General features: G+C 67.7%; 20 protein-coding genes. 10 read left to right on the top strand and 10 right to left on the bottom strand.

All coding sequences use genetic code 11. The features are described from left to right. Positions 1 to 330: 330 nt before the first annotated feature. Genes ACLJRM_RS38375 through ACLJRM_RS38360 form a run of 4 tightly spaced genes read right to left on the bottom strand, consistent with a single transcriptional unit; the run spans position 331 to position 3,574 of the window. A complete protein-coding gene (locus ACLJRM_RS38375) occupies positions 331 to 1,086 on the bottom strand; it encodes an ESX secretion-associated protein EspG (protein WP_158255800.1) in 756 nt (251 codons plus the stop codon). Positions 1,087 to 1,141: 55 nt separating this feature from the next. Next, positions 1,142 to 2,464, bottom strand: coding sequence for a hypothetical protein (locus tag ACLJRM_RS38370; RefSeq protein ID WP_410665849.1), 1,323 nt, complete (start codon positions 2,462 to 2,464; stop codon positions 1,142 to 1,144). 4 nt (positions 2,465 to 2,468) lie between these two features. Beyond that, positions 2,469 to 3,095 (bottom strand): DUF3558 domain-containing protein, encoded by a 627-nt coding sequence (locus ACLJRM_RS38365; protein WP_410665848.1) that lies wholly within the window; start codon positions 3,093 to 3,095, stop codon positions 2,469 to 2,471. Beyond that, positions 3,095 to 3,574, bottom strand: a complete 480-nt coding sequence (locus tag ACLJRM_RS38360) for a hypothetical protein (protein WP_410665847.1) — start codon at positions 3,572 to 3,574, stop codon at positions 3,095 to 3,097. Before ACLJRM_RS38360 ends, ACLJRM_RS38365 begins: the two co-directional genes overlap by 1 nt. A 951-nt stretch (positions 3,575 to 4,525) precedes the next feature. On the opposite strand from ACLJRM_RS38360, the gene ACLJRM_RS38355 reads away from it, so the two are divergent. The 5 genes from ACLJRM_RS38355 (at position 4,526) to ACLJRM_RS38335 (ending at position 8,763) form a co-directional block, all read left to right on the top strand. After that, positions 4,526 to 4,966, top strand: a complete 441-nt coding sequence (locus tag ACLJRM_RS38355; protein WP_101605918.1) for a hypothetical protein — start codon at positions 4,526 to 4,528, stop codon at positions 4,964 to 4,966. 248 nt (positions 4,967 to 5,214) lie between these two features. Continuing rightward, positions 5,215 to 5,835 (top strand): hypothetical protein, encoded by a 621-nt coding sequence (locus ACLJRM_RS38350; protein WP_158255799.1) that lies wholly within the window; start codon positions 5,215 to 5,217, stop codon positions 5,833 to 5,835. Beyond that, positions 5,832 to 6,887: a peptidoglycan-binding protein gene (locus tag ACLJRM_RS38345; protein ID WP_410665846.1), complete on the top strand. Its 1,056-nt coding sequence runs from the start codon at positions 5,832 to 5,834 to the stop codon at positions 6,885 to 6,887. The genes ACLJRM_RS38350 and ACLJRM_RS38345 overlap by 4 nt, the downstream gene beginning before the upstream one ends. Then, the gene (locus ACLJRM_RS38340; RefSeq protein WP_410665845.1) at positions 6,884 to 7,573 is read left to right on the top strand and encodes an ABC transporter ATP-binding protein; all 690 of its coding nucleotides are present in this window, start codon (positions 6,884 to 6,886) and stop codon (positions 7,571 to 7,573) included. The genes ACLJRM_RS38345 and ACLJRM_RS38340 overlap by 4 nt, the downstream gene beginning before the upstream one ends. Beyond that, positions 7,570 to 8,763: an ABC transporter permease gene (locus ACLJRM_RS38335; RefSeq protein WP_410665844.1), complete on the top strand. Its 1,194-nt coding sequence runs from the start codon at positions 7,570 to 7,572 to the stop codon at positions 8,761 to 8,763. Before ACLJRM_RS38340 ends, ACLJRM_RS38335 begins: the two co-directional genes overlap by 4 nt. Here ACLJRM_RS38335 and ACLJRM_RS38330 read toward each other — a convergent pair. The 4 genes from ACLJRM_RS38330 to ACLJRM_RS38315 are packed head-to-tail and all read right to left on the bottom strand — an operon-like array spanning position 8,760 to position 11,760. After that, the gene (locus ACLJRM_RS38330; RefSeq protein WP_410665843.1) at positions 8,760 to 9,245 is read right to left on the bottom strand and encodes a hypothetical protein; all 486 of its coding nucleotides are present in this window, start codon (positions 9,243 to 9,245) and stop codon (positions 8,760 to 8,762) included. The two genes, ACLJRM_RS38335 and ACLJRM_RS38330, sit on opposite strands and share 4 nt — an antisense overlap. Further along, positions 9,242 to 10,645, bottom strand: coding sequence for a sensor histidine kinase (locus ACLJRM_RS38325; protein ID WP_101605912.1), 1,404 nt, complete (start codon positions 10,643 to 10,645; stop codon positions 9,242 to 9,244). Before ACLJRM_RS38325 ends, ACLJRM_RS38330 begins: the two co-directional genes overlap by 4 nt. Further along, positions 10,642 to 11,325 (bottom strand): response regulator transcription factor, encoded by a 684-nt coding sequence (locus ACLJRM_RS38320; RefSeq protein WP_101605911.1) that lies wholly within the window; start codon positions 11,323 to 11,325, stop codon positions 10,642 to 10,644. Before ACLJRM_RS38320 ends, ACLJRM_RS38325 begins: the two co-directional genes overlap by 4 nt. 24 nt (positions 11,326 to 11,349) lie before the next feature. After that, the gene (locus tag ACLJRM_RS38315; protein WP_101605910.1) at positions 11,350 to 11,760 is read right to left on the bottom strand and encodes a MarR family transcriptional regulator; all 411 of its coding nucleotides are present in this window, start codon (positions 11,758 to 11,760) and stop codon (positions 11,350 to 11,352) included. Between the two features lie 87 nt (positions 11,761 to 11,847). Here ACLJRM_RS38315 and ACLJRM_RS38310 point away from each other — a divergent pair, with 87 nt between their 5' ends. The 3 genes from ACLJRM_RS38310 (at position 11,848) to ACLJRM_RS38300 (ending at position 14,611) form a co-directional block, all read left to right on the top strand. Continuing rightward, the gene (locus ACLJRM_RS38310; protein WP_255414909.1) at positions 11,848 to 12,924 is read left to right on the top strand and encodes a substrate-binding domain-containing protein; all 1,077 of its coding nucleotides are present in this window, start codon (positions 11,848 to 11,850) and stop codon (positions 12,922 to 12,924) included. 78 nt (positions 12,925 to 13,002) lie between these two features. Continuing rightward, positions 13,003 to 13,626 carry an AmiS/UreI family transporter gene (locus ACLJRM_RS38305; protein WP_101605909.1) on the top strand — a complete coding sequence of 208 codons (624 nt, stop codon included), beginning with the start codon at positions 13,003 to 13,005 and terminating at the stop codon, positions 13,624 to 13,626. Continuing rightward, a complete protein-coding gene (locus ACLJRM_RS38300) occupies positions 13,613 to 14,611 on the top strand; it encodes an aliphatic amidase (RefSeq protein WP_410665842.1) in 999 nt (332 codons plus the stop codon). Before ACLJRM_RS38305 ends, ACLJRM_RS38300 begins: the two co-directional genes overlap by 14 nt. Here ACLJRM_RS38300 and ACLJRM_RS38295 read toward each other — a convergent pair. After that, the gene (locus ACLJRM_RS38295; RefSeq protein ID WP_101605907.1) at positions 14,592 to 15,080 is read right to left on the bottom strand and encodes a hypothetical protein; all 489 of its coding nucleotides are present in this window, start codon (positions 15,078 to 15,080) and stop codon (positions 14,592 to 14,594) included. The two genes, ACLJRM_RS38300 and ACLJRM_RS38295, sit on opposite strands and share 20 nt — an antisense overlap. 65 nt (positions 15,081 to 15,145) lie before the next feature. On the opposite strand from ACLJRM_RS38295, the gene ACLJRM_RS38290 reads away from it, so the two are divergent. After that, a complete protein-coding gene (locus ACLJRM_RS38290) occupies positions 15,146 to 15,610 on the top strand; it encodes an SRPBCC family protein (protein ID WP_101605906.1) in 465 nt (154 codons plus the stop codon). Here the strand turns inward: ACLJRM_RS38290 and ACLJRM_RS38285 are convergent. After that, a complete protein-coding gene (locus ACLJRM_RS38285) occupies positions 15,550 to 17,001 on the bottom strand; it encodes an MFS transporter (RefSeq protein WP_410665841.1) in 1,452 nt (483 codons plus the stop codon). The genes ACLJRM_RS38290 and ACLJRM_RS38285 overlap by 61 nt on opposite strands. 92 nt (positions 17,002 to 17,093) lie before the next feature. Here ACLJRM_RS38285 and ACLJRM_RS38280 point away from each other — a divergent pair, with 92 nt between their 5' ends. Continuing rightward, a complete protein-coding gene (locus ACLJRM_RS38280) occupies positions 17,094 to 17,522 on the top strand; it encodes a winged helix-turn-helix transcriptional regulator (RefSeq protein ID WP_101605904.1) in 429 nt (142 codons plus the stop codon). The last annotated feature ends 7 nt before the right edge of the window (positions 17,523 to 17,529 follow it).

The raw sequence follows: 17,529 nt of genomic DNA, 5'->3' as shown, positions 1-17,529 counted from the left end.
GTGAATCGGCGGCTCGATCGCCGTCGGTGAATGTGTGATTCCACGATGACCCGAGGAGAGGGCTTTGTCTGCCCGCATTTCTACTTCTGTGGATAAGTAGTTGTGCGCCGCCTGATCGGGGCGAGTTGTCCACATATCACCGGCACCGCCTTGTGCTCGCCGGAATCGGCTGCTAATGCCCTCGGATCGCGCTTCCGACGCCACGCCGGACTAGCACGCCCCACCCGGGCACCAGCTGGTTCCACCGTCAAGATCCACCGAAGTTTCCCAGGTCAATGCCAACAACTCACCGATCCGGAAGCCACGTTGGCGTCGCGACCATCGGCGAAGCTACGCCCGCAGCCCGGCAGCGGTGTCGTTGAGCGCCACGATGATCTCGCGAGGTGTTCCCGACGTCAGCGCGATATTCCCCTCACCGGTGACATAGGTGAGGACACGGCCTTGCCCGGTGAGGTCTATCGCCGAGATCGGTGAGCTACGAACACGGTGCCCATCGCCCTCACGCCTGGCGGTGTAGAGCTGATGCGCGGCATCGCGAGGACGCCGCATCACCTCGGCGAGATAGTCCACGTCCCTGGTGTCGACTGGTTCCGCGAGAGGGTTGACCGGAGTGGTGTCCGGGTTGTCGTAGAAGGCTTGCTCCACAGCCACCGTCCTCACCGGTGCACCATCGAGTTCCGGCAGACAGTCCAACAGCGATGTGGCAGGCCACTTCGCCGCGACCGGCTGAACTGTCACGGTGTCCGCGTCGGCGAGCACCCGAACGGCGTCCGTTCCTTCGATCGCGACGAGAATCGCGCCGCGCGAGTCATCTTTGTAATGAGACCAGCCGTAAAACTCGGTGGCGGCGGTGGCGATCACCCGCAGACTGTCGGTCCAGAGTGGATTGAGCCGGCCACGCCTGGCGAGCCCATGATCGGCCAGCCACTCCAAAGTCTTCCCGTCCAGTTCTCGCCGGAAGCCGTCCTCCATCCAGAAATGACGCCCGGTGCCGAAAATCGAGGGAGGGTCGCCCAGGTCGAGCATGGTCCATGCGGTCAGAAATGCCAGTCGCGGCACTACCACCGCGCGTTCGATCACAGACATGAGGCCGCTCCCACACACTCTTGCCGAGACGGGAAACCTTTGTAGCGCATCAATTTCAAGCGCCGATAGTCGGCGGAGCCGGCGGCAGGCCCGTGGTCGGGTCGACGTCTTTCTTGTCTTCCTCGGTAAACAGGGTGTCCTCGGCAAGGACATACTTGCGCTGGTGTTCTTTGTCTTCTTCGGGCTTCCCTCGTCCCCCTGGAGCCATACCGCCAGGGGTCGCGGTGCTGAGTCGGTTGCCCGCCCGCCCGGCTCCGGCAGGGCCGCTGTGAACAGGACTCTCCGTCATGCCGCGTATGCCTGTCTGCTTCCCGCCGCCGGGCAGATTGGCACTCTTTCCTGCCTCTCCCGGCGTCCGCCCAGCGCCTCCACCTGGACGTTCGACATAGCCCGGTCCGCCGACCGGATACGTCGGCGGAGTCGTTCCCGTGCCTGGACCAGAGCCAGGCGAGACGCCGGGCGACAACCCGGGGACCCCGGTGTTCGTCATATCCGGCCGCGTGAATCCGGCTGCCACCGTCTCGTCGTCATTCCCCGAACGAGGCGAAGGAGAGAATCCGCTGCCGTTGTCATGGCCACCCTGTGCCGGTTGAGAAGCCGCCGGATGGGAAGCCACCGCCGCAGGGGCAGGCGTGGTCGTTCCTGGCGCGGGAGCGGCTCCCTGGTGCGACTGCGGGCCACCATGACTTGCCTTGCCGGACGCAGTTTGCGGGCTGCTCGACTGCCCGTCCGTGATCGTTATATCGCCACCGTCGAACGTACCGAGGTCGCCGTAATCCCGCTGAAGCGCATCCCCTTGTTGCCGAGTATTGGTGGCGTAAGCCGCATAGAGCTCGTGGTTACGCTTCGCGGCAGCGTTGTACCGGGCGATCTCATCTTCGGTGTCAGTAGCCCATGGGCTGAGCTTGTCCCAAAAACTCTCCTCGGGAGGCTTTGCGGGCAGCGGAACCATACTGTTCCGGGTGTAGTCGAAATTCGACGCGACCCCGGATACGTTGTCCGCGTTGGCTGCCAGCGTTGCACTGGTCAGATCCATGACATGCCCGACCTTGGACACATGCGCGTTCGCGGCCTCCGCGGACTGCCCGGTCCAGGCGGACTCGAAAGCCTGTGACACCGCGAGCACCCGATCCGACAAGCCGCGCGTCCGCTCCGCGAGACTGTTCGCGGTCACCGCTCCGGCGTGCCACTCCTGACTCGTCCCCGCCAGCAACAGCGGCACTTCGCGCTCGATCGAGACAACCCTGCCCAGGTTGCCCGGCCCATCGAACAGGTCATGGGTCCACTCGACGGCTTTCTGCACGGCGTGCTTGATGCCGCTTCCCACCTCGTGCACCACATGCGTGACGGCGTTTCGCGCATCATCCCAGAACGCCATGGCGCTACGCCTTCTGCCTGAGGGTCGTCACCACCGCGCCGGCGACTTTCGCCGCTGCCTCACACGGATCGAGCTCACCGGTCTTCGCCCGGCTCAGAAAGCCGCCGACCTGGACCGAAAGGTCATCCGCGAGGCCGACACTGATATGACAGTGATCCTGTGCCGAGTCATGCGCAGCAGCGGGAAACCCTTCTACCGAGAGCTCTTTCCAGGTATTCGATTGCGGCTTCGTGTTCTGGTACACACTGCTCAAACCAGTGTGCGTGCTCGTGTCGTACCCCACGGTGATCTGCGCGCCCGACGCAGGACTACTGTTGGCCCACGAACAGAACGGGCCTGTCGCCATCTTCTCGCGCTTGCCTTGCACCGAAACACCAAGCGCAGCAGTAACTTGTTCCGAATTCAGCGCATCCACGCAAGGATCGCCCGACAACACCGTGGCCGGTAGAGGGTTTTGGACCTTCGGCGCACCCGCGAACGGCAACGACGAGACAGTTGACGACGACGTCACCTCGGACGATGCACCACTGCCAGGCAGCACAGTCCCGGGAGTTCCCCCGCCACCCGAGCATGCTGAAAGAACGACGGTGAAAATAACCGCGATACCGGCAAAAGCCCCGAAGCGACCCATCACAGAAACCCCTCTGATGCCGCCTGCTCTACGGCTTCCTTGCTCGCCTGGTCGTTCACCTTCATCGTGCCCAATGCCTTGTCGAGCTTCGCCAACAAGCTATTGAGATAGTCGATCAGATTTTGGATCTGATCATTCGCCGCGTCGAACGCCGCCGCCGCCGTGACCCACGGCGTCACCTTCGCCATGAAGGACGCTCCCCCGACAGTCAACTTCTTGTTGTAGCCAGTACTTATGCTGTCCTGGGCAGGCGGACTCAACCTCTTCAGGTCAACTGCCTTCGACTGAATGGCGCGCAACTCGACAATAATATTGCTGATCTCGGTCTGCATTCCCAAGGCTTGCTTGCGATCGAGGGTGAACCCACCCTTTCCCGCCGCCGCCCGCTCGGTGGCAGCCAGCACCCTGGCCCTGTCCGCTTCCTGGCGGACCTGCCGAGAAACATCGGTGTAACTCGCCTGTCTGTTCGGATCGGCCACGACGCCGTAGATCCCCTCTACCCCTCGCCTACGTCCTGCCTTGACCGCCGGTCGCGTCCCGATGGACTGGGCCGATCGGCGGCGTATATCAGCGTAGCGGATCGGTCACCCCGAGTGGAATGCCCGAGCCGACCCCGCAGGCGACACAGAATCCGCGATCAGAGAGCACCGACCACAATTTCGCCCCCTTCCGCAATGTCCGAGAAAACCGCGCACGAAAGGCGTAACAACCAGAGAGATCAAAAATGGAATCCGCAGCAGGATCCCTGCGGCAACCTTGACGTTTTCCAAGCCCGGCAAGAAATTCACTATCCGCACTCCCGGGCGCCCCAGGCGTGGCCATCCCTCTTGCGCGCGTGGAAGTTGTCGCAGGCCAACGACCGGACGAGACCGCCGATAACTGTCATCCGACAGGTTTTTGTCACTTCTCGACGACCGGATCAGTACTGCGATGAGCGGTCAAATCCGGCGCCGAACGGACGTGATTCCGTCCGCATGAACATCTGCATGTGCGGATGCATCTTGCGACTGTTCGGTACCGAACACTTCTTACTCGCCGCGCTACACAAGAGTGAATTCGCCGCACGCGTTCGAGTGACTCCAAGACACTCATTGCTTTTTTAAAGCACGTCTCGGTATCGGTTCATGGCCGGACGGGCCGCGTCATCAATCGATCGAGTGAAGACCATTTGCACTGATCACCCCCGGTGAAGCCGAGCAGACCGCTGGGCGCAGCGATCACGAAACCTCCCGGTTACTGGACCGTAAGCGCAGGAGGTTCGTCCACAATGGGCATTGAGGCCCAGTTCACGCTGTCACCGGCGACGTCGGTGACAGCGGTGACGAGCCGGGGCCTCAAGCACGAAAAGAAAGCGGCTCCCCATGCCCGGGGAGCCGCTTAAAAGGTTCAACCATTCCACCAAACGGCGAAGTTCCATGGAGGCATCACCGATGACCAGCGTACCGCTGGCTTCTGGCGACACGCCAGAAGAAACACCCCGCGAGCAGGAAAACAACCTGCCCGCCACACATAATCACCACCGCGAGTGTCACCCGGCCGAAGTCAGTCTCGACGAATTGCTCGACCTGACCCGCGAACCCGTCGGCATCATCACCGACCCGGCCTGCCGTCACCCGCACCTGCGGCGCGGTCCCCGTTGGCCCGACCTCGTCCACCGCACGCTGTTCGGCAGCTGGGACCACGCCAGGCGAGTCCTTCTCTACTGGTTCGCCCTCGTCACCGCGCTCGTCGCCCTGGCCATCGCCGCCACTCCGGCCATCCAGGCAGGCGCGGTCGGACTCGCCGGACTGTGGTGGCTGCACCGGCGGCACACCACCGGCACCCCGCCGCAGGCGGAACCCCCGGAGCCCGCACCGGCCCTTGTCCTTTAGCGAGCAGCTGAGCAGGCGGTAAGTCCGCCGCGGGTGCGCATGCCGCTGAGGATGACAGCGGCATGCGCACCCCGATCCCGGACCCGGTACGGCGTCTGGGATCCGAACCTGCCGGCTCGCGACGATGTGACAGGCGCTCAGCCTCACCGTGATGTGGCAAACGAGTGACACCCTGCGCGTGCGCGTTGTTACGTTCCCATCATGTCTTCGTAGAAGGACGACCATGTCCTGCTCGCATGCTCGTCCGCATGAGCAGCGAAACCCGTTCCCGACCGGCTGTTTCCCGGCGGCTGGCCGCGTTGATCGCCCTCCCGTTGGTGCTTTCGGCCTGCGGTGGCGAGAAGAAGGAAGCGGACATCGCCTCGGCGAGCTCGCCTTCCGAGGCCGCGCCGCCCGCTTCCTCCGCCGCACCGAAGGCCGAGGGAAAGAGCGCCTTCTACGACGCACAACTCGCCTACACGCAGTGCATGCGGAAGGAGGGTCTGAAGGACTGGCCGGATCCCACCCTGTCGGGCTACGCCGACTGGACCAAGATCGAGAAGATCCAGGAAGAGGAGGAACGCAAGGATTCTCAAGTGAAGCTCGGCGATGCGATGCAGGCGTGCAAGGAGCCGATGCAGAAGGCGATGCAGCTCGAGCCCGAGAAGGACCAGCAGAAGGTCTACGAGTCGCTGCTGGCCCACGCCCAGTGCATGCGGGCCAACGGCGTCAGCAAGTTCACCAATCCGGCCATGCTGAACGGGATCGCCCAGCCCGGTGGTGACCCGAGTCCGGCCAACCCGCAGATCAGCCCGGACTCGCCCGCGTACAAACAGGCCGAGACAGCGTGCCGGGACAAGCTCATCGAGCAAGCGCAAGGCATGCAGTGAAGCGGTGGCTGATGCTCGGCGCGGTGGCGGCGGTCGTGACGGTGGTCGGCGTGAGCGTCTTCGTCGTGGTGGGCAGAGACGACTCCGGTGGCAAGGCGAACGCCGCGGACGCGCCGCCGGCGGTCGCCGAAGTCACCCGGGGTGACCTGGTGCGGAGCAAGACCGTCGACGGTCACTTCGACTACGCGAACCGCCGTGCGGTGAAGTCCCCGGTCGAGGGCACGGTGACGCTGGCCGCCGAGCCGGGGAAGACCGTGGAGCGAGGTCAAGTCCTGTACAAACGCGACGCCCGGCCGGTCGTCCTGCTCTACGGGTCGACGCCGATGTTCCGTGACCTGACCGCCGGCACGCTGGGGCCGGACGTCCAGCAGCTGAAGCGCAATCTCCGGGACCTCGGGCGGGGCAAGGGCCTGCCGGTCGACAACAAATACGACGAGGCCACCCAGGCCGCGGTGAAGTCCTGGCAGAAGGCGCTCGGCGTGCTGGAGCCGACCGGTGACCTCGGCAAGGGCGACCTGGTCTTCCAGCCCGGGGCGGTGCGGGTGGTGGCCGCGGACGCGGCCTTGGCCGACCAGGTCGGCGCGGACAAGCCCGTGCTGACGATCGCGTCGACCAAACCGGTCGTGCGGGCGCAGCTCGACAAGGACGACGAGACGCTGGCGAAGGCGGGCACCCGGGTCGAGGTCAGGCTGCCGGACGGTGCCACGGCGGGCGGGCGGGTGTCCGGCACGGTCAAGGCGGAGTCCGGGAGCGGGGGCGAGACCACGACCGGGATCCAGGTGGAGATCACCTTGGACGAAGGCGCCTCCGTCACCGACGACACCGCCGGAACCTCCAGCGTGAAGTTCATCCAGGAAAGCCGGAAGGGAGTGCTCACCGTCCCGGTCGAAGCCATCATCGCGCTGCGCGAAGGCGGCTACGGCCTGCAGATCGTCCGCGAGTCCACGACCACGACCGTGCGGGTCGAGACCGGGATGAGTGCCGACGGCCGGATCGAGATCACCGGCGACGGGCTGGCCGAGGGCATGAAGGTGGGAGCGGCCAAACCATGACGGCCGTGATCGAGCTGGCCGGGGCCACCAAGTCCCATCCCGGTGACGTGTCCGCGCTGCGCGGTGTCGACCTCCGGATCGACCAGGGCGAGCTGATCGCCATCGTCGGGCCGTCGGGGTCGGGCAAGTCCACGCTGCTCAACCTGATCGGCACCCTCGACAGGGCCACGTCGGGCACGGTGCGGGTGGCGGGCTACGACGTGGGCGGGCTGTCGGACGCCAGGCTGTCGGCGTTGCGCGCCCGGCACATCGGGTTCGTGTTCCAGCAGTTCCACCTGGCGCCGGGCCGGGACGCCGTGGCCAACGTCGCCGACGGGCTGCTGTACGCGGGTGTGCCGATGAAACTGCGTCGCGACCGGGCTCGCGTGGCACTCGAGAGGGTCGGGCTCGGCCATCGGCTGACCCACACGCCCGAGGAGCTGTCCGGCGGGGAGAAGCAGCGCGTCGCCATCGCGCGGGCGCTGGTCGGCGAGCCCGGCCTGCTCCTGGCCGACGAGCCGACGGGGGCGCTGGACACCGCGTCCGGCGAGGTGGTGCTGGGCCTGATCCACGAGTTGAACGCGAGCGGCACCACGATCTGCGTCATCACCCACGACACCGAGATCGCCGCGCGGCTCCCCCGGCGCGTCGGGCTTCGTGACGGCGAGATCGTCTTCGACACCCGGGCGGCGGTGACGACGCCGTGAGCGCGCCGCTGAAGCCCGCCCGGCTCACTCCTCCCGACATCCTCCGGGTGGGCGTGACCGGACTGCGGGCCCGCCGGATCCGGGTGGTGCTGTCCGCGCTCGGGATCGCCATCGGCATCGCGACGATGGTCGCGGTGGTCGGGCTGTCCACGTCCAGCCGGGCCGATCTGATGGCGCAGCTGGACCGGCTCGGCACGAACCTGCTGACCGTGGAGGCGGGGAAGGACGCCGACGAGAAACCGGTGAAGCTCCCCAAGGCCGCGGTTTCGATGGTCGAACGGATCGGCCCGGTCGAGAAGGTCACCGCGACCGCCGAGGTCGACGCGCGGGTGCGGCGCAGCGACGCGGTGCCCGAGGAGCTCGCTCCCGGCGTCACCACGCAGGCCACGCGCATCGACCTGCTCGACGCGCTGGGCGCACGGGTCGAGCGGGGACGCTGGCTGGACGCGGCGAGCGAGCGGATGCCCACCGTCGTGCTCGGGGCGATCGCGGCCGGACGGCTGGGCGTGACCGGGCCCGGCGCCAAGATCCTGATGAACGACGAATGGTTCGTGGTCGTCGGGATCCTCGCGCCGGTCGAACTCGTGCCGACGCTGGACCGGGTCGCGCTGGTAGGTTTCCCCGCCGCGGAGCGGTTCTTCGGCTTCGACGGGCATCCGACCACGCTCTTCGAGCGGTCTTCCGACGCCTCGGTGGAAGCCGTCCGGGGTGTCCTGGCCCGCACGGTCAACCCGGGTGACGAGCATTCCGTGAAGGTGTCCCGGCCGTCCGACGCGCTGGTGGCCAAGGCCGCCACGGACAAGGGCCTGACCACCCTCATGCTGGGGCTGGGCGCGGTCGCGTTGCTGGTCGGCGGGGTCGGGGTCGCCAACACGATGGTCGTTTCGGTGCTGGAACGGCGCCGGGAGATCGGGCTCCGGCGGGCCCTCGGCGCCACCAAGAACGCCATCCTCCTGCAGTTCCTCACCGAATCGCTGCTGCTGTCCGCGCTCGGCGGAGTGGCGGGGGCGGCGCTCGGCGCGATCGCGACAGTCGGGTTCGCCGAGGCACAGGGCTGGACGGCGGTCATCCCGCCTTGGGCACTGGGCGCGGGGCTGGGCGCGACCCTGGTGATCGGCGTCGTCGCGGGGCTCTATCCGGCCGTGCGGGCTTCGCGGCTTCACCCCACCGTCGCGCTCAACGCGACCTAGCCGGCCAAGAACTGGGAGCACTGGTACGGCCCGACGGTGCCCCCTTGGGCCACGACGGTCACCCGCACCGCGTCGGGCCGGGTTCCGTGCAGCAGGGACTCGGCCCGGGCGAGACTGCAGACCAGTTGACCGGCCGCCATCCCGGCGACGCCGCCCACCGGCGTGCGCGGCAGCCGCACCGTCACCTGCCCCTCGGCGGCGGTCGCGGAGAACTCGCCGGTGATGGCGGTCAGATCGGCGAGCCCGGCGGCGAGTTCCGCTTCGTTCGGTCCGGCCATGAGGAGTTTGACGACGGCTTCGAGGCTGGTGACTTCGTTGCCAGGGCGGGAAACCCCGCGCAATCCCTGGTCCGAGGCGAAGTAGATCCGCATGCCTTCGGGGATTCCGGATGCCGGTGCGCCGCCGTCGAGCACTTCGGTGGGGCGCACCCCGCATCCGGCGACGAGCGCCAGAGCCACGAAGGAGATGAGGACACGCTTCATCGCTCGACCTCCTTTCCGTTGCGGGGCAAGCGAAGGATGAAGACCGCGCCGCCACCGTCGCGGTCACCGGCGCTGATGACGCCGCCGTGCAGCCGAGCGTTCTCCTGGGCGATGGCCAAGCCGAGGCCGCTGCCTTCGGACCGGGTGCGGGCCGTGTCCGCCTTGTAGAACCGCTCGAAAACGTGCTGTGCGGCCTCCGCCGTGAGTCCCGGCCCGCGATCGGCGACCTCGACGAGCACGTCCGCCTCGGTCGATCGCAGCACCACCGTCACCGGCGGCGCGCCGTGCCGCAGGGCGTTGCCGACGAGGTTGGCGACGACGACGTCCAGCCGCCGCCGATCGAGCCTGGCCCGCACGGCCTCGAATCCGGCCGAGACCTGGTCCGTCCAGCCGCGAGTGGACAAGGTGGCACGCAGGACCTCGGCGACGTCGAGGTCCTGGAGTGTCAACGTCGCGGCCTGGGCGTCGAAACGGGAGATCTCGATGAGGTCGTCCACGAGCCTGGCGAGTCCGGCGGTCTCGGCGCTCACCGTGCGGGCGGCGTGGGCGGTGTCCGGCGGCAGGTCGTCGGCGTCCTCGTCGAGGACGGACGACACCATGGTCATCGCGGCGAGCGGCGTCCTGAGCTCGTGCGAGACGTCGGCGACGAACCGCCGCGCCCGGGCTTCCTGCTCCCGGAGTTCGGCGACCGACGACTGCAGCGCGTCGGCCGTTTCGTTGAAGTCCCTGGCGAGATCGGCGAGTTCGTCGCGGCCCTTGACCGGGACGCGGGTTTCCAGGCGGCCACCGGCCAGACGGCGGGTCGCCCGCGCGAGCCGCCGTACGGGCCTCAGGACCGTCCCCGCGGCGAGCAGGGCGAGGACGGCGGCGAGCAGCACGACCGGGACGACGCCGTCGCGCACGGACGTCAGCAGGGCGGCGATGTCGTCTTGCTCCGGCTGCAGCGAGATCACCTGGAACACCTCGACCCCGGACGGCCGCCCGGAGCCGGCGAACGCGACAGGGGTGCCCACCACGAGCCACGGGGTGCCGTCCCGTTCGACCCGCTGGAAGCTCAGCCGGTTCTCCGCGCGCACCCGGTCCCGCAGGACCCCGGTGATCGCCTCCTGCTCGGCGGGTGCCACGAGGTCCTGATACCGGACGACGACCTTCGCGTCGCGGGAGCCGGACGCGATGGCCTCGGCGAGCCGGTTCAGCGCGTTCTGATCGGGCGGGACGTCGAACTCCCCGACGCTCGCGTTCACCCGGTCGCGGAAGTTCTGCACGGCGGACGAGCCTGCGCGTTCGAGGATCGCCTCGCGGGCCTGGTCGTAGGCCAGCACCGTGGCCGTCGCGGCGCTGAGCAGCGACACCAGCACGAAGGCGACCAGCAGACGGCCGCGGAGCCCGCCGAACCTCACAGCGGCCCGAAGCGGTAGCCGAACCCGCGCACGGTCTGCACATAACGCGGCCGGGAGGCGACGTCCTCGATCTTGGCGCGCAACCGCCCGACGGCGGCGTCGACCAGCCGCACGTCGGCGAAATAGTCGTGCTCCCAGACCAGTTCCAGCAGTTGCTCGCGGGTGAAGACCCGGCCGGGCGAAGCGGAAAGTTCCAGCAGCAGACGGAGTTCGGTCGGCGGGATCGCCAGCGGGGCACCGTTCTTGGTGACGGTCAGCCCGGCCCGGTCGAGGACGAGCCCGTCGAAGTCCTCGTGCTCCCGCACCGCCGGGACGAGACGGCGGACGGACGCCCGGATCCTGGCCTCCAGCACCCTGGCGGTCACCGGCTTCACCACGTAGTCGTCGGCGCCGGCCTCCAGGCCGCTGACGATGTCGAAATCGTCGCCGCGCGAGGTGAGCATGATGATCGGCATCGTGCTCAGCGCGCGGATCCGGCGGCACACCTCGAAACCGTCCATCCCCGGCAGCATCAGGTCCAGCACGACCACCTCGATCCCGCCCGCGCCGGGACGACGCAGCAGGGCGAGCCCGTCCTCACCGCTCCCGGCGGCATCGACTTCGTGGCCGTGGCGCCGCAGCACGAGTTCCATCGCGTCGCGAATGGACACATCGTCTTCGATCAGCAGGACATGCGGCATGGTCGTGATTATGGCGCCCCGGCTTCAGTCGCCGAGACCCCGCAACGCCACGAGCAGCTCGTCCGGCACGTCGAGCCGGGCTTCCACCTCGGACACCTTCGCGGCCACGCGCCGGTGTGTCGCCCGGCCGCGGGCGCTGAGGTGGACGAGCACCCGGCGCCTGTCCGCGGCGTCGACCTCGCGGTAGGCCTGCGCGGTGGTCACCAGTTTGTCGACCACCCTGGTCAGGGTCGGCCCGGTGGTCAGCGTCCGGTCGGCGAGATCGGCCATGGCGAGGCCGCCCTTGCCGCTCAGCGCGTCCAGCACCAGCCATTGGTCCAGGGTGAGGCCCTCTTTGGCGAGCACCTGATCGACCAGGGCGGCGACGGCCCTCGCGGCCCGGGTGAGCGAGCCGGTGAGCGACGGTCCCGCCGTCGCGACGCCCCGTGTGCCCATATCCCGTCCCCTTGCCAAAACCGGACACCCTCGCAATACTTCCAGGTGAAAGCACTTTGACCTTACCGGGCCACCGCACGGAGCGCCATGCCCCCACGCCTCGCCACGCGGACCCGCGACGACACCTGGCGCGTGGCCATGGTGGTCCCGTTGCAGGGGCCCGCCGGGCTGTTCGGCCCGTCCTGCGAGGCGATCACGGATCTGGCCGTCCACGAACTCAACGAATCCGGCGGCATCCTCGGCAGGCAGGTCGAGGCCGAGGTGGTCGACGGCGGCGGCAGCCCCGGGCAAGTGGCCGAGGATCTGCGTCGTCTCGTCGAGAGCGGGCAGGTCGACGCGGTGAGCGGCTGGCACATCTCGTCGATCCGGCACGCGCTCGCGCCGGTCGTGGCAGACAGGGTGCCGTACGTGTACACCTCGCTCTACGAAGGCGGCGAGCGCCGCTCGGGCATCTTCTGCACGGGCGAGACCCCGCGCTGCCAGATCGAACCGGCGCTGCGCTGGCTGCGCGACAACCTCGGCGCGCGGCGCTGGTTCGTCGTCGGCGACGACTACGTCTGGCCGCACCGGACGACGCGGGCGATCCGGCACTACGCCAAGGATCTCGGCCTGCGCATCACCGGCGAGGCGTTCGTCGGGCTCGGCGAGGGCGATATGTCCACAGTGGTCCGTTCGGTCGAACGGTCCACAAGCGACGGTGTGCTCATGTTGCTGGTCGGACAGGACGCCGTGCGCTTCAACCGGGCCTTCGCCGCGCACGGGCTCAGCGACCGGCTGATCCGGTTCAGCCCGCTGATGGAGGAGAACATGCTCCTCGCGAGCGGCGCGAACGCCACGGCCAACCTCTACGTCTCCGCCGCCTACTTCCGGTCCATGGTCACCGCCGACGCGATGGACCTGCTCGGCCGCTACGTCGATCGCAACGGCCCAGGCGCCCCGGCCCTGAACAACGCCGCCGAATCCTGTTACGAGGGACTGCACACGCTGGCGGAACTCGTCCGGCGGGCGGGGACGCCGGACCTGCCCGCGCTCAACGCGGCGATCGACGGTGTCGCCTACCACGGGCCGCGCGGCACGGTCGAGTTCCGCGGGCAGCAGGCCGACCAGCACGTCCATCTCGCGGTCGCCGACGGCTACGACTTCGAAGTCCTCACCCGGCTCTGAACTTCCTTCCCTTGACTCACCACCACTCACCACATACTTTCATTTGAAAATATTCCATGTGACGCAGTGGAGGTGAGCATGGGCAACGTGGGCCTGCTCTACGTCGGCGCCGCCTTGATGATCAACGGCCTGATGTTGCTCGGCCGGATACCACCACGTTCGGCAGCGGTGCTGAACCTGTTCGTGGGCGCGCTGCAGTGCGTCACCCCGACCGTGCTGATCGTCCAGGCGGGCGGGAACCCGGACGCTGTTCTCGCGGCGTCCGGCCTGTACCTGTTCGGTTTCACCTATCTGTACGTCGGCATCGCGAACCTCGCCGGCCTGGAACCCGAAGGCATCGGCTGGTTCTCGCTCTTCGTGGCGGGCGCCGCCGTGGTCTACGCGGGAATCGCGTTCTGGCACGACGACGATCCGGTGTTCGGCGTCATCTGGCTGTCCTGGGCGTTGCTGTGGGGGTTGTTCTTCCTGGTGCTCGGCCTCGGCAAGGAACGGCTGACGCGGTTCACCGGCTGGACCGTCCTCCTGCTCAGCCAGCCGACCTGCACGCTGCCCGCCTTCCTCGGCCTGACCGGCGCCTACCGCAGCGACGGCGGGACGGCGCTGCTCGCGGCCGCCGTCGCCGTCGCGCTGGTCGCGGTGGCCGGTTCACTCGACGTCCTGAAAACCCAGTCGGAGAAAAGGAGTCTTCATGCGACACGGTGACATTTCCGCCAGCCCGGACACGGTCGGCGTCGCGGTGGTCAACTACAAGATGCCGCGGCTGCACACCAAGGCCGAAGTCCTCGACAACGCCCGCAAGATCGCCGAAATGGTGGTGGGCATGAAATCCGGGCTTCCCGGGATGAACCTCGTGGTGTTCCCCGAGTACTCGACGCAGGGCATCATGTACGACCCCAAGGAGATGTACGAGACCGCGGCCACGATTCCCGGCGAGGAGACCGAAATCTTCGCCGCCGCTTGCCGCGAAGCGCAGACCTGGGGCGTCTTCTCCATCACCGGCGAACGGCACGAGGACCACCCGAACAAACCGCCGTACAACACCCTCGTGCTCATCAACGACCGCGGCGAGATCGTCCAGAAGTACCGCAAGATCCTGCCGTGGTGCCCGATCGAAGGCTGGTACCCCGGCGAGGAGACCTACGTCAGCGACGGCCCCAAGGGCCTGAAGATCTCGCTGATCATCTGCGACGACGGCAACTACCCGGAGATCTGGCGCGACTGCGCGATGAAGGGCGCGGAACTGATCGTGCGCTGCCAGGGCTACATGTATCCGGCCAAGGAGCAGCAGGTCCTGATGGCCAAGGCGATGGCGTGGGCCAACAACTGTTACGTGGCCGTGGCGAACGCCGCCGGTTTCGACGGCGTCTATTCCTACTTCGGCCACTCCGCGATCATCGGCTTCGACGGGCGCACGCTCGGCGAGACCGGCGAAGAGGAATACGGGATCCAGTACGCCCAGCTGTCGGTGTCGGCGATCCGCGACGCACGGACCTACGACCAGTCGCAGAACCACATTTTCAAGCTGCTGCACCGCGGTTACACCGGCGTGCAGGACGCCGACGAGGGCGACAAGGGTGTCGCGGACTGCCCGTTCGACTTCTACAAGCTGTGGGTCACGGACGCCAAGAAGGCGCAGGAGAAGGTCGAGTCGATCACCCGCGACACCATCACTCCTCGGCACCCATGATGAGGACGGTGAGCCGGACACCGCGTGTCGTGTGGACGAAGCTCAGCACCAGCGGGACGAGCACGAGCGCGAAGTAGGTCCACAAAGGCCAGTGGTACAGATGGTGCAGGTGCCACGTCTCCTTGAGGGCGATGAAGAAGGCGCCCGCGCACACGATGAACCAGCCTTTGGCCTTGTTGGCGAAGGTGGTCATGGTGCGCCGCTGGCTCGCCGAGAGCGTCTTCATGAACTCGCGCTGCGCCTTCTTCCGGCGACGGCGTTCCTTGATGACGGCCACCGGCGGCATCAGCCACCACCAGCGCGAGGTGGGGGTGCCGCCGGCGGGACGGCGTGTCTCGACCGAACGGAGGTCTTCGAACCGTTCGCTTTCCTCGCGCAGTTCCAGCGCGCCCTGGTACATGGGCCCGGCGACGAGGAGCCAGCCGCCGAGGAAGGCGGACCAGGCGACGAAGTACTCGATGTGGATCACCCCTCCCCGGACCACCGACGTCCGTGATCCGCGATGATCAGCCTATCCGCCCTAGAATCGGGAGGATGGACAGGATCGACAGCGGCAGCCGGGTGATCGCCGCACCACCCGAGGCCGTCTACAACGCCCTGCTCGACCGGGAATCCCTCGAAGCCTGGCTGCCGCCCGAGGGCATGCGCGGCCGGATCGAACGCTGGGATCCGCGGCCCGGTGGCGGTTTCCGGATGATCCTCACCTACCTCGACGCGTCCGCCGCTCCGGGCAAGTCCTCGGACGCGACGGACGTCGTCGAAGTCGGGTTCGCCGACCTGGTGCGGCCGGAACGCGTGGTGCAGCTGGCCGTCTTCGAGTCCGGCGACCCGGCCTTCGCGGGCACCATGACGATGACCTGGCGGCTCACCGCCGCGGATGACGGCACCGAAGTGACCGTCACCGCGACGGACGTGCCGTCCGGCATCGGCCAGGCGGATCACGAGGCCGGGATCGCCTCCTCGCTGGCCAATCTGGCTTCCTTCACCGAAACGCGCTGACGACCGGACGCGATGACGATCGCGGCGAGGACGGCCATCACCAGCGGCACGACCAGCGCCGCCCGGTATCCGCCGAGCGCGGCGCCCGGCGAGCCGTCGCCGAGAACGGCGACGTTGACGGCGGTCACCGCGGAGAGCCCGAGCGCCGCACCGAACTGGAAGGCGGTGTACAGCAGTCCGCCCGCCAGTCCTTGCTCGTCCTCGGCGATCCCGTCGGTGGCGACGATCGTCAGCGGGCCGTAGGCGAGGGCGAACCCGAGGCCCAGGATGATCATCGACGGGAACATTGCCGCGTACGTCCAGTCCAGGCCCAGTGGCAGGAAGAGCGCGTACGCCACGGCGGCGAGCACGAAGCCTCCGAAGATCAGCCGCGTGTTGCCGAACCTCGCCACCAGCCGCGGGGTCAGCGTCGGCGCCAGGATCGCGTCGATCCCGACCGCCAGCAGCGCCAGGCTGGTCTCGAGCGTCGACCAGCCCCGGAGTTCCTGCAGGTACAGCGTGACGAGGAACTGGAACCCGAAGAACGAACCCGCGAAGAGCAGGGCGCTGACGTTCGCCCGCACCAGCGGGCCCGATTTCAGGATGCCCAGCCGCACCAACGGCGCGGGCGAGCGTCGTTCGATGGCCACGAACGCCACCAGCGACGCCACTCCCCCGGCGAAGGACGCGACCGTCCAGCCCCAGCCCTGCCCGGGGTGTTCCAGCCGGACCACCGCGTAGGCGATCAACAGCATCGCCACGGTCACGGTGATGGCTCCGGCGAGGTCCAGGCGCCGCGGAGGGCGCTCCTGGTTCGCGGGTTCCTTGATGAGCCAGAGCGCGGCGGCCAGGATGACGGCGGACAGGATCACCGGCGTGAAGAACACCCAGCGCCAGTCGATCCTGGTCAGCAGCCCGCCGATGACCAGGCCGAGCGAGAAACCGCCCGCCCCGGTACCGGCGTAGAACAGCAGGGCCTTGTTGCGTTTGGGCCCTTCCTCGAAGCTCGTGGTGATGATCGACAGGCCCGCCGGGGTCATGAAGGCCGCGGCGACGCCGGTGACGAACCGGGCGAGCAGCAGCATCCAGCCCTCGGTGGCGAACCCGCCGAGCCCGGAGAAGACGAGGAACACCACCAGCCAGGTGAGGAACATGCGGCGGCGGCCGTACATGTCGGCGGCGCGGCCGCCCAGCAGCATGAAGCCGCCGTAGCCGAGCACGTAGGCGCTCACCACGCCGCTCAGCGTCGCCGTCGACAGGCCGAGTTCGGCCCGGATGGTCGGCAGCGCCACGTTCAGCATCGCGACGTCGATGCCCTCCAGGAAGATGGCGCCGCACAGCACCAGGAGCACGCCCCAGGCCCGGCCGCTCATCCGGTCGGTGGCGCTCGGGGGCGTTCGCGTTGTGGTCAAGGTCTGTTCTCCCTCGGTGGACACGGGACCGACGGTTACTCCTCTGCCGGTCGGTTCCCTCTTGTAACCAAGGGGATCTTCCGTCACCATCGATGACCATGGAAGAAGGCACTTTGAACTCACCTAGTCGTTGTGAACTCACCGAGGAGGACTACGAGGCCTTCCAGTGGGACACCCGGGAGGACTGCGAAGTCCGCCAGATCCTGGACCGGGTGGCGGACAAGTGGTCACTCCTGGTCATCGCGCTCCTCGACCGGAACACCCTCCGGTTCACCGAGCTGAAGTACAAGATCGACGGCATCAGCCAGCGCATGCTCACCACCACGCTGCGTCATCTGGAACGCGACGGGCTCGTGAACCGGACCGTCTATCCGGTCGTACCGCCCCGGGTCGAGTACGCGCTGACGCCGATGGGGATCACGCTGCACAAGACCATCCAGTCGCTGGTCAGCTGGACCGAGGACCACCAGAGCCAGATCGCCGTCGCGCGCGCCCAGTACGACAAACGCGTCAACGCCTAGGGAGCCG

The sequence above is a fragment of the Amycolatopsis sp. lyj-84 genome, from assembly GCF_046549075.1.
In the GTDB taxonomy this organism is placed as follows: domain Bacteria; phylum Actinomycetota; class Actinomycetes; order Mycobacteriales; family Pseudonocardiaceae; genus Amycolatopsis.
Note: the sequence above shows the minus strand (reverse complement) of the source record. Positions and strands in the feature narration are given on the sequence as shown.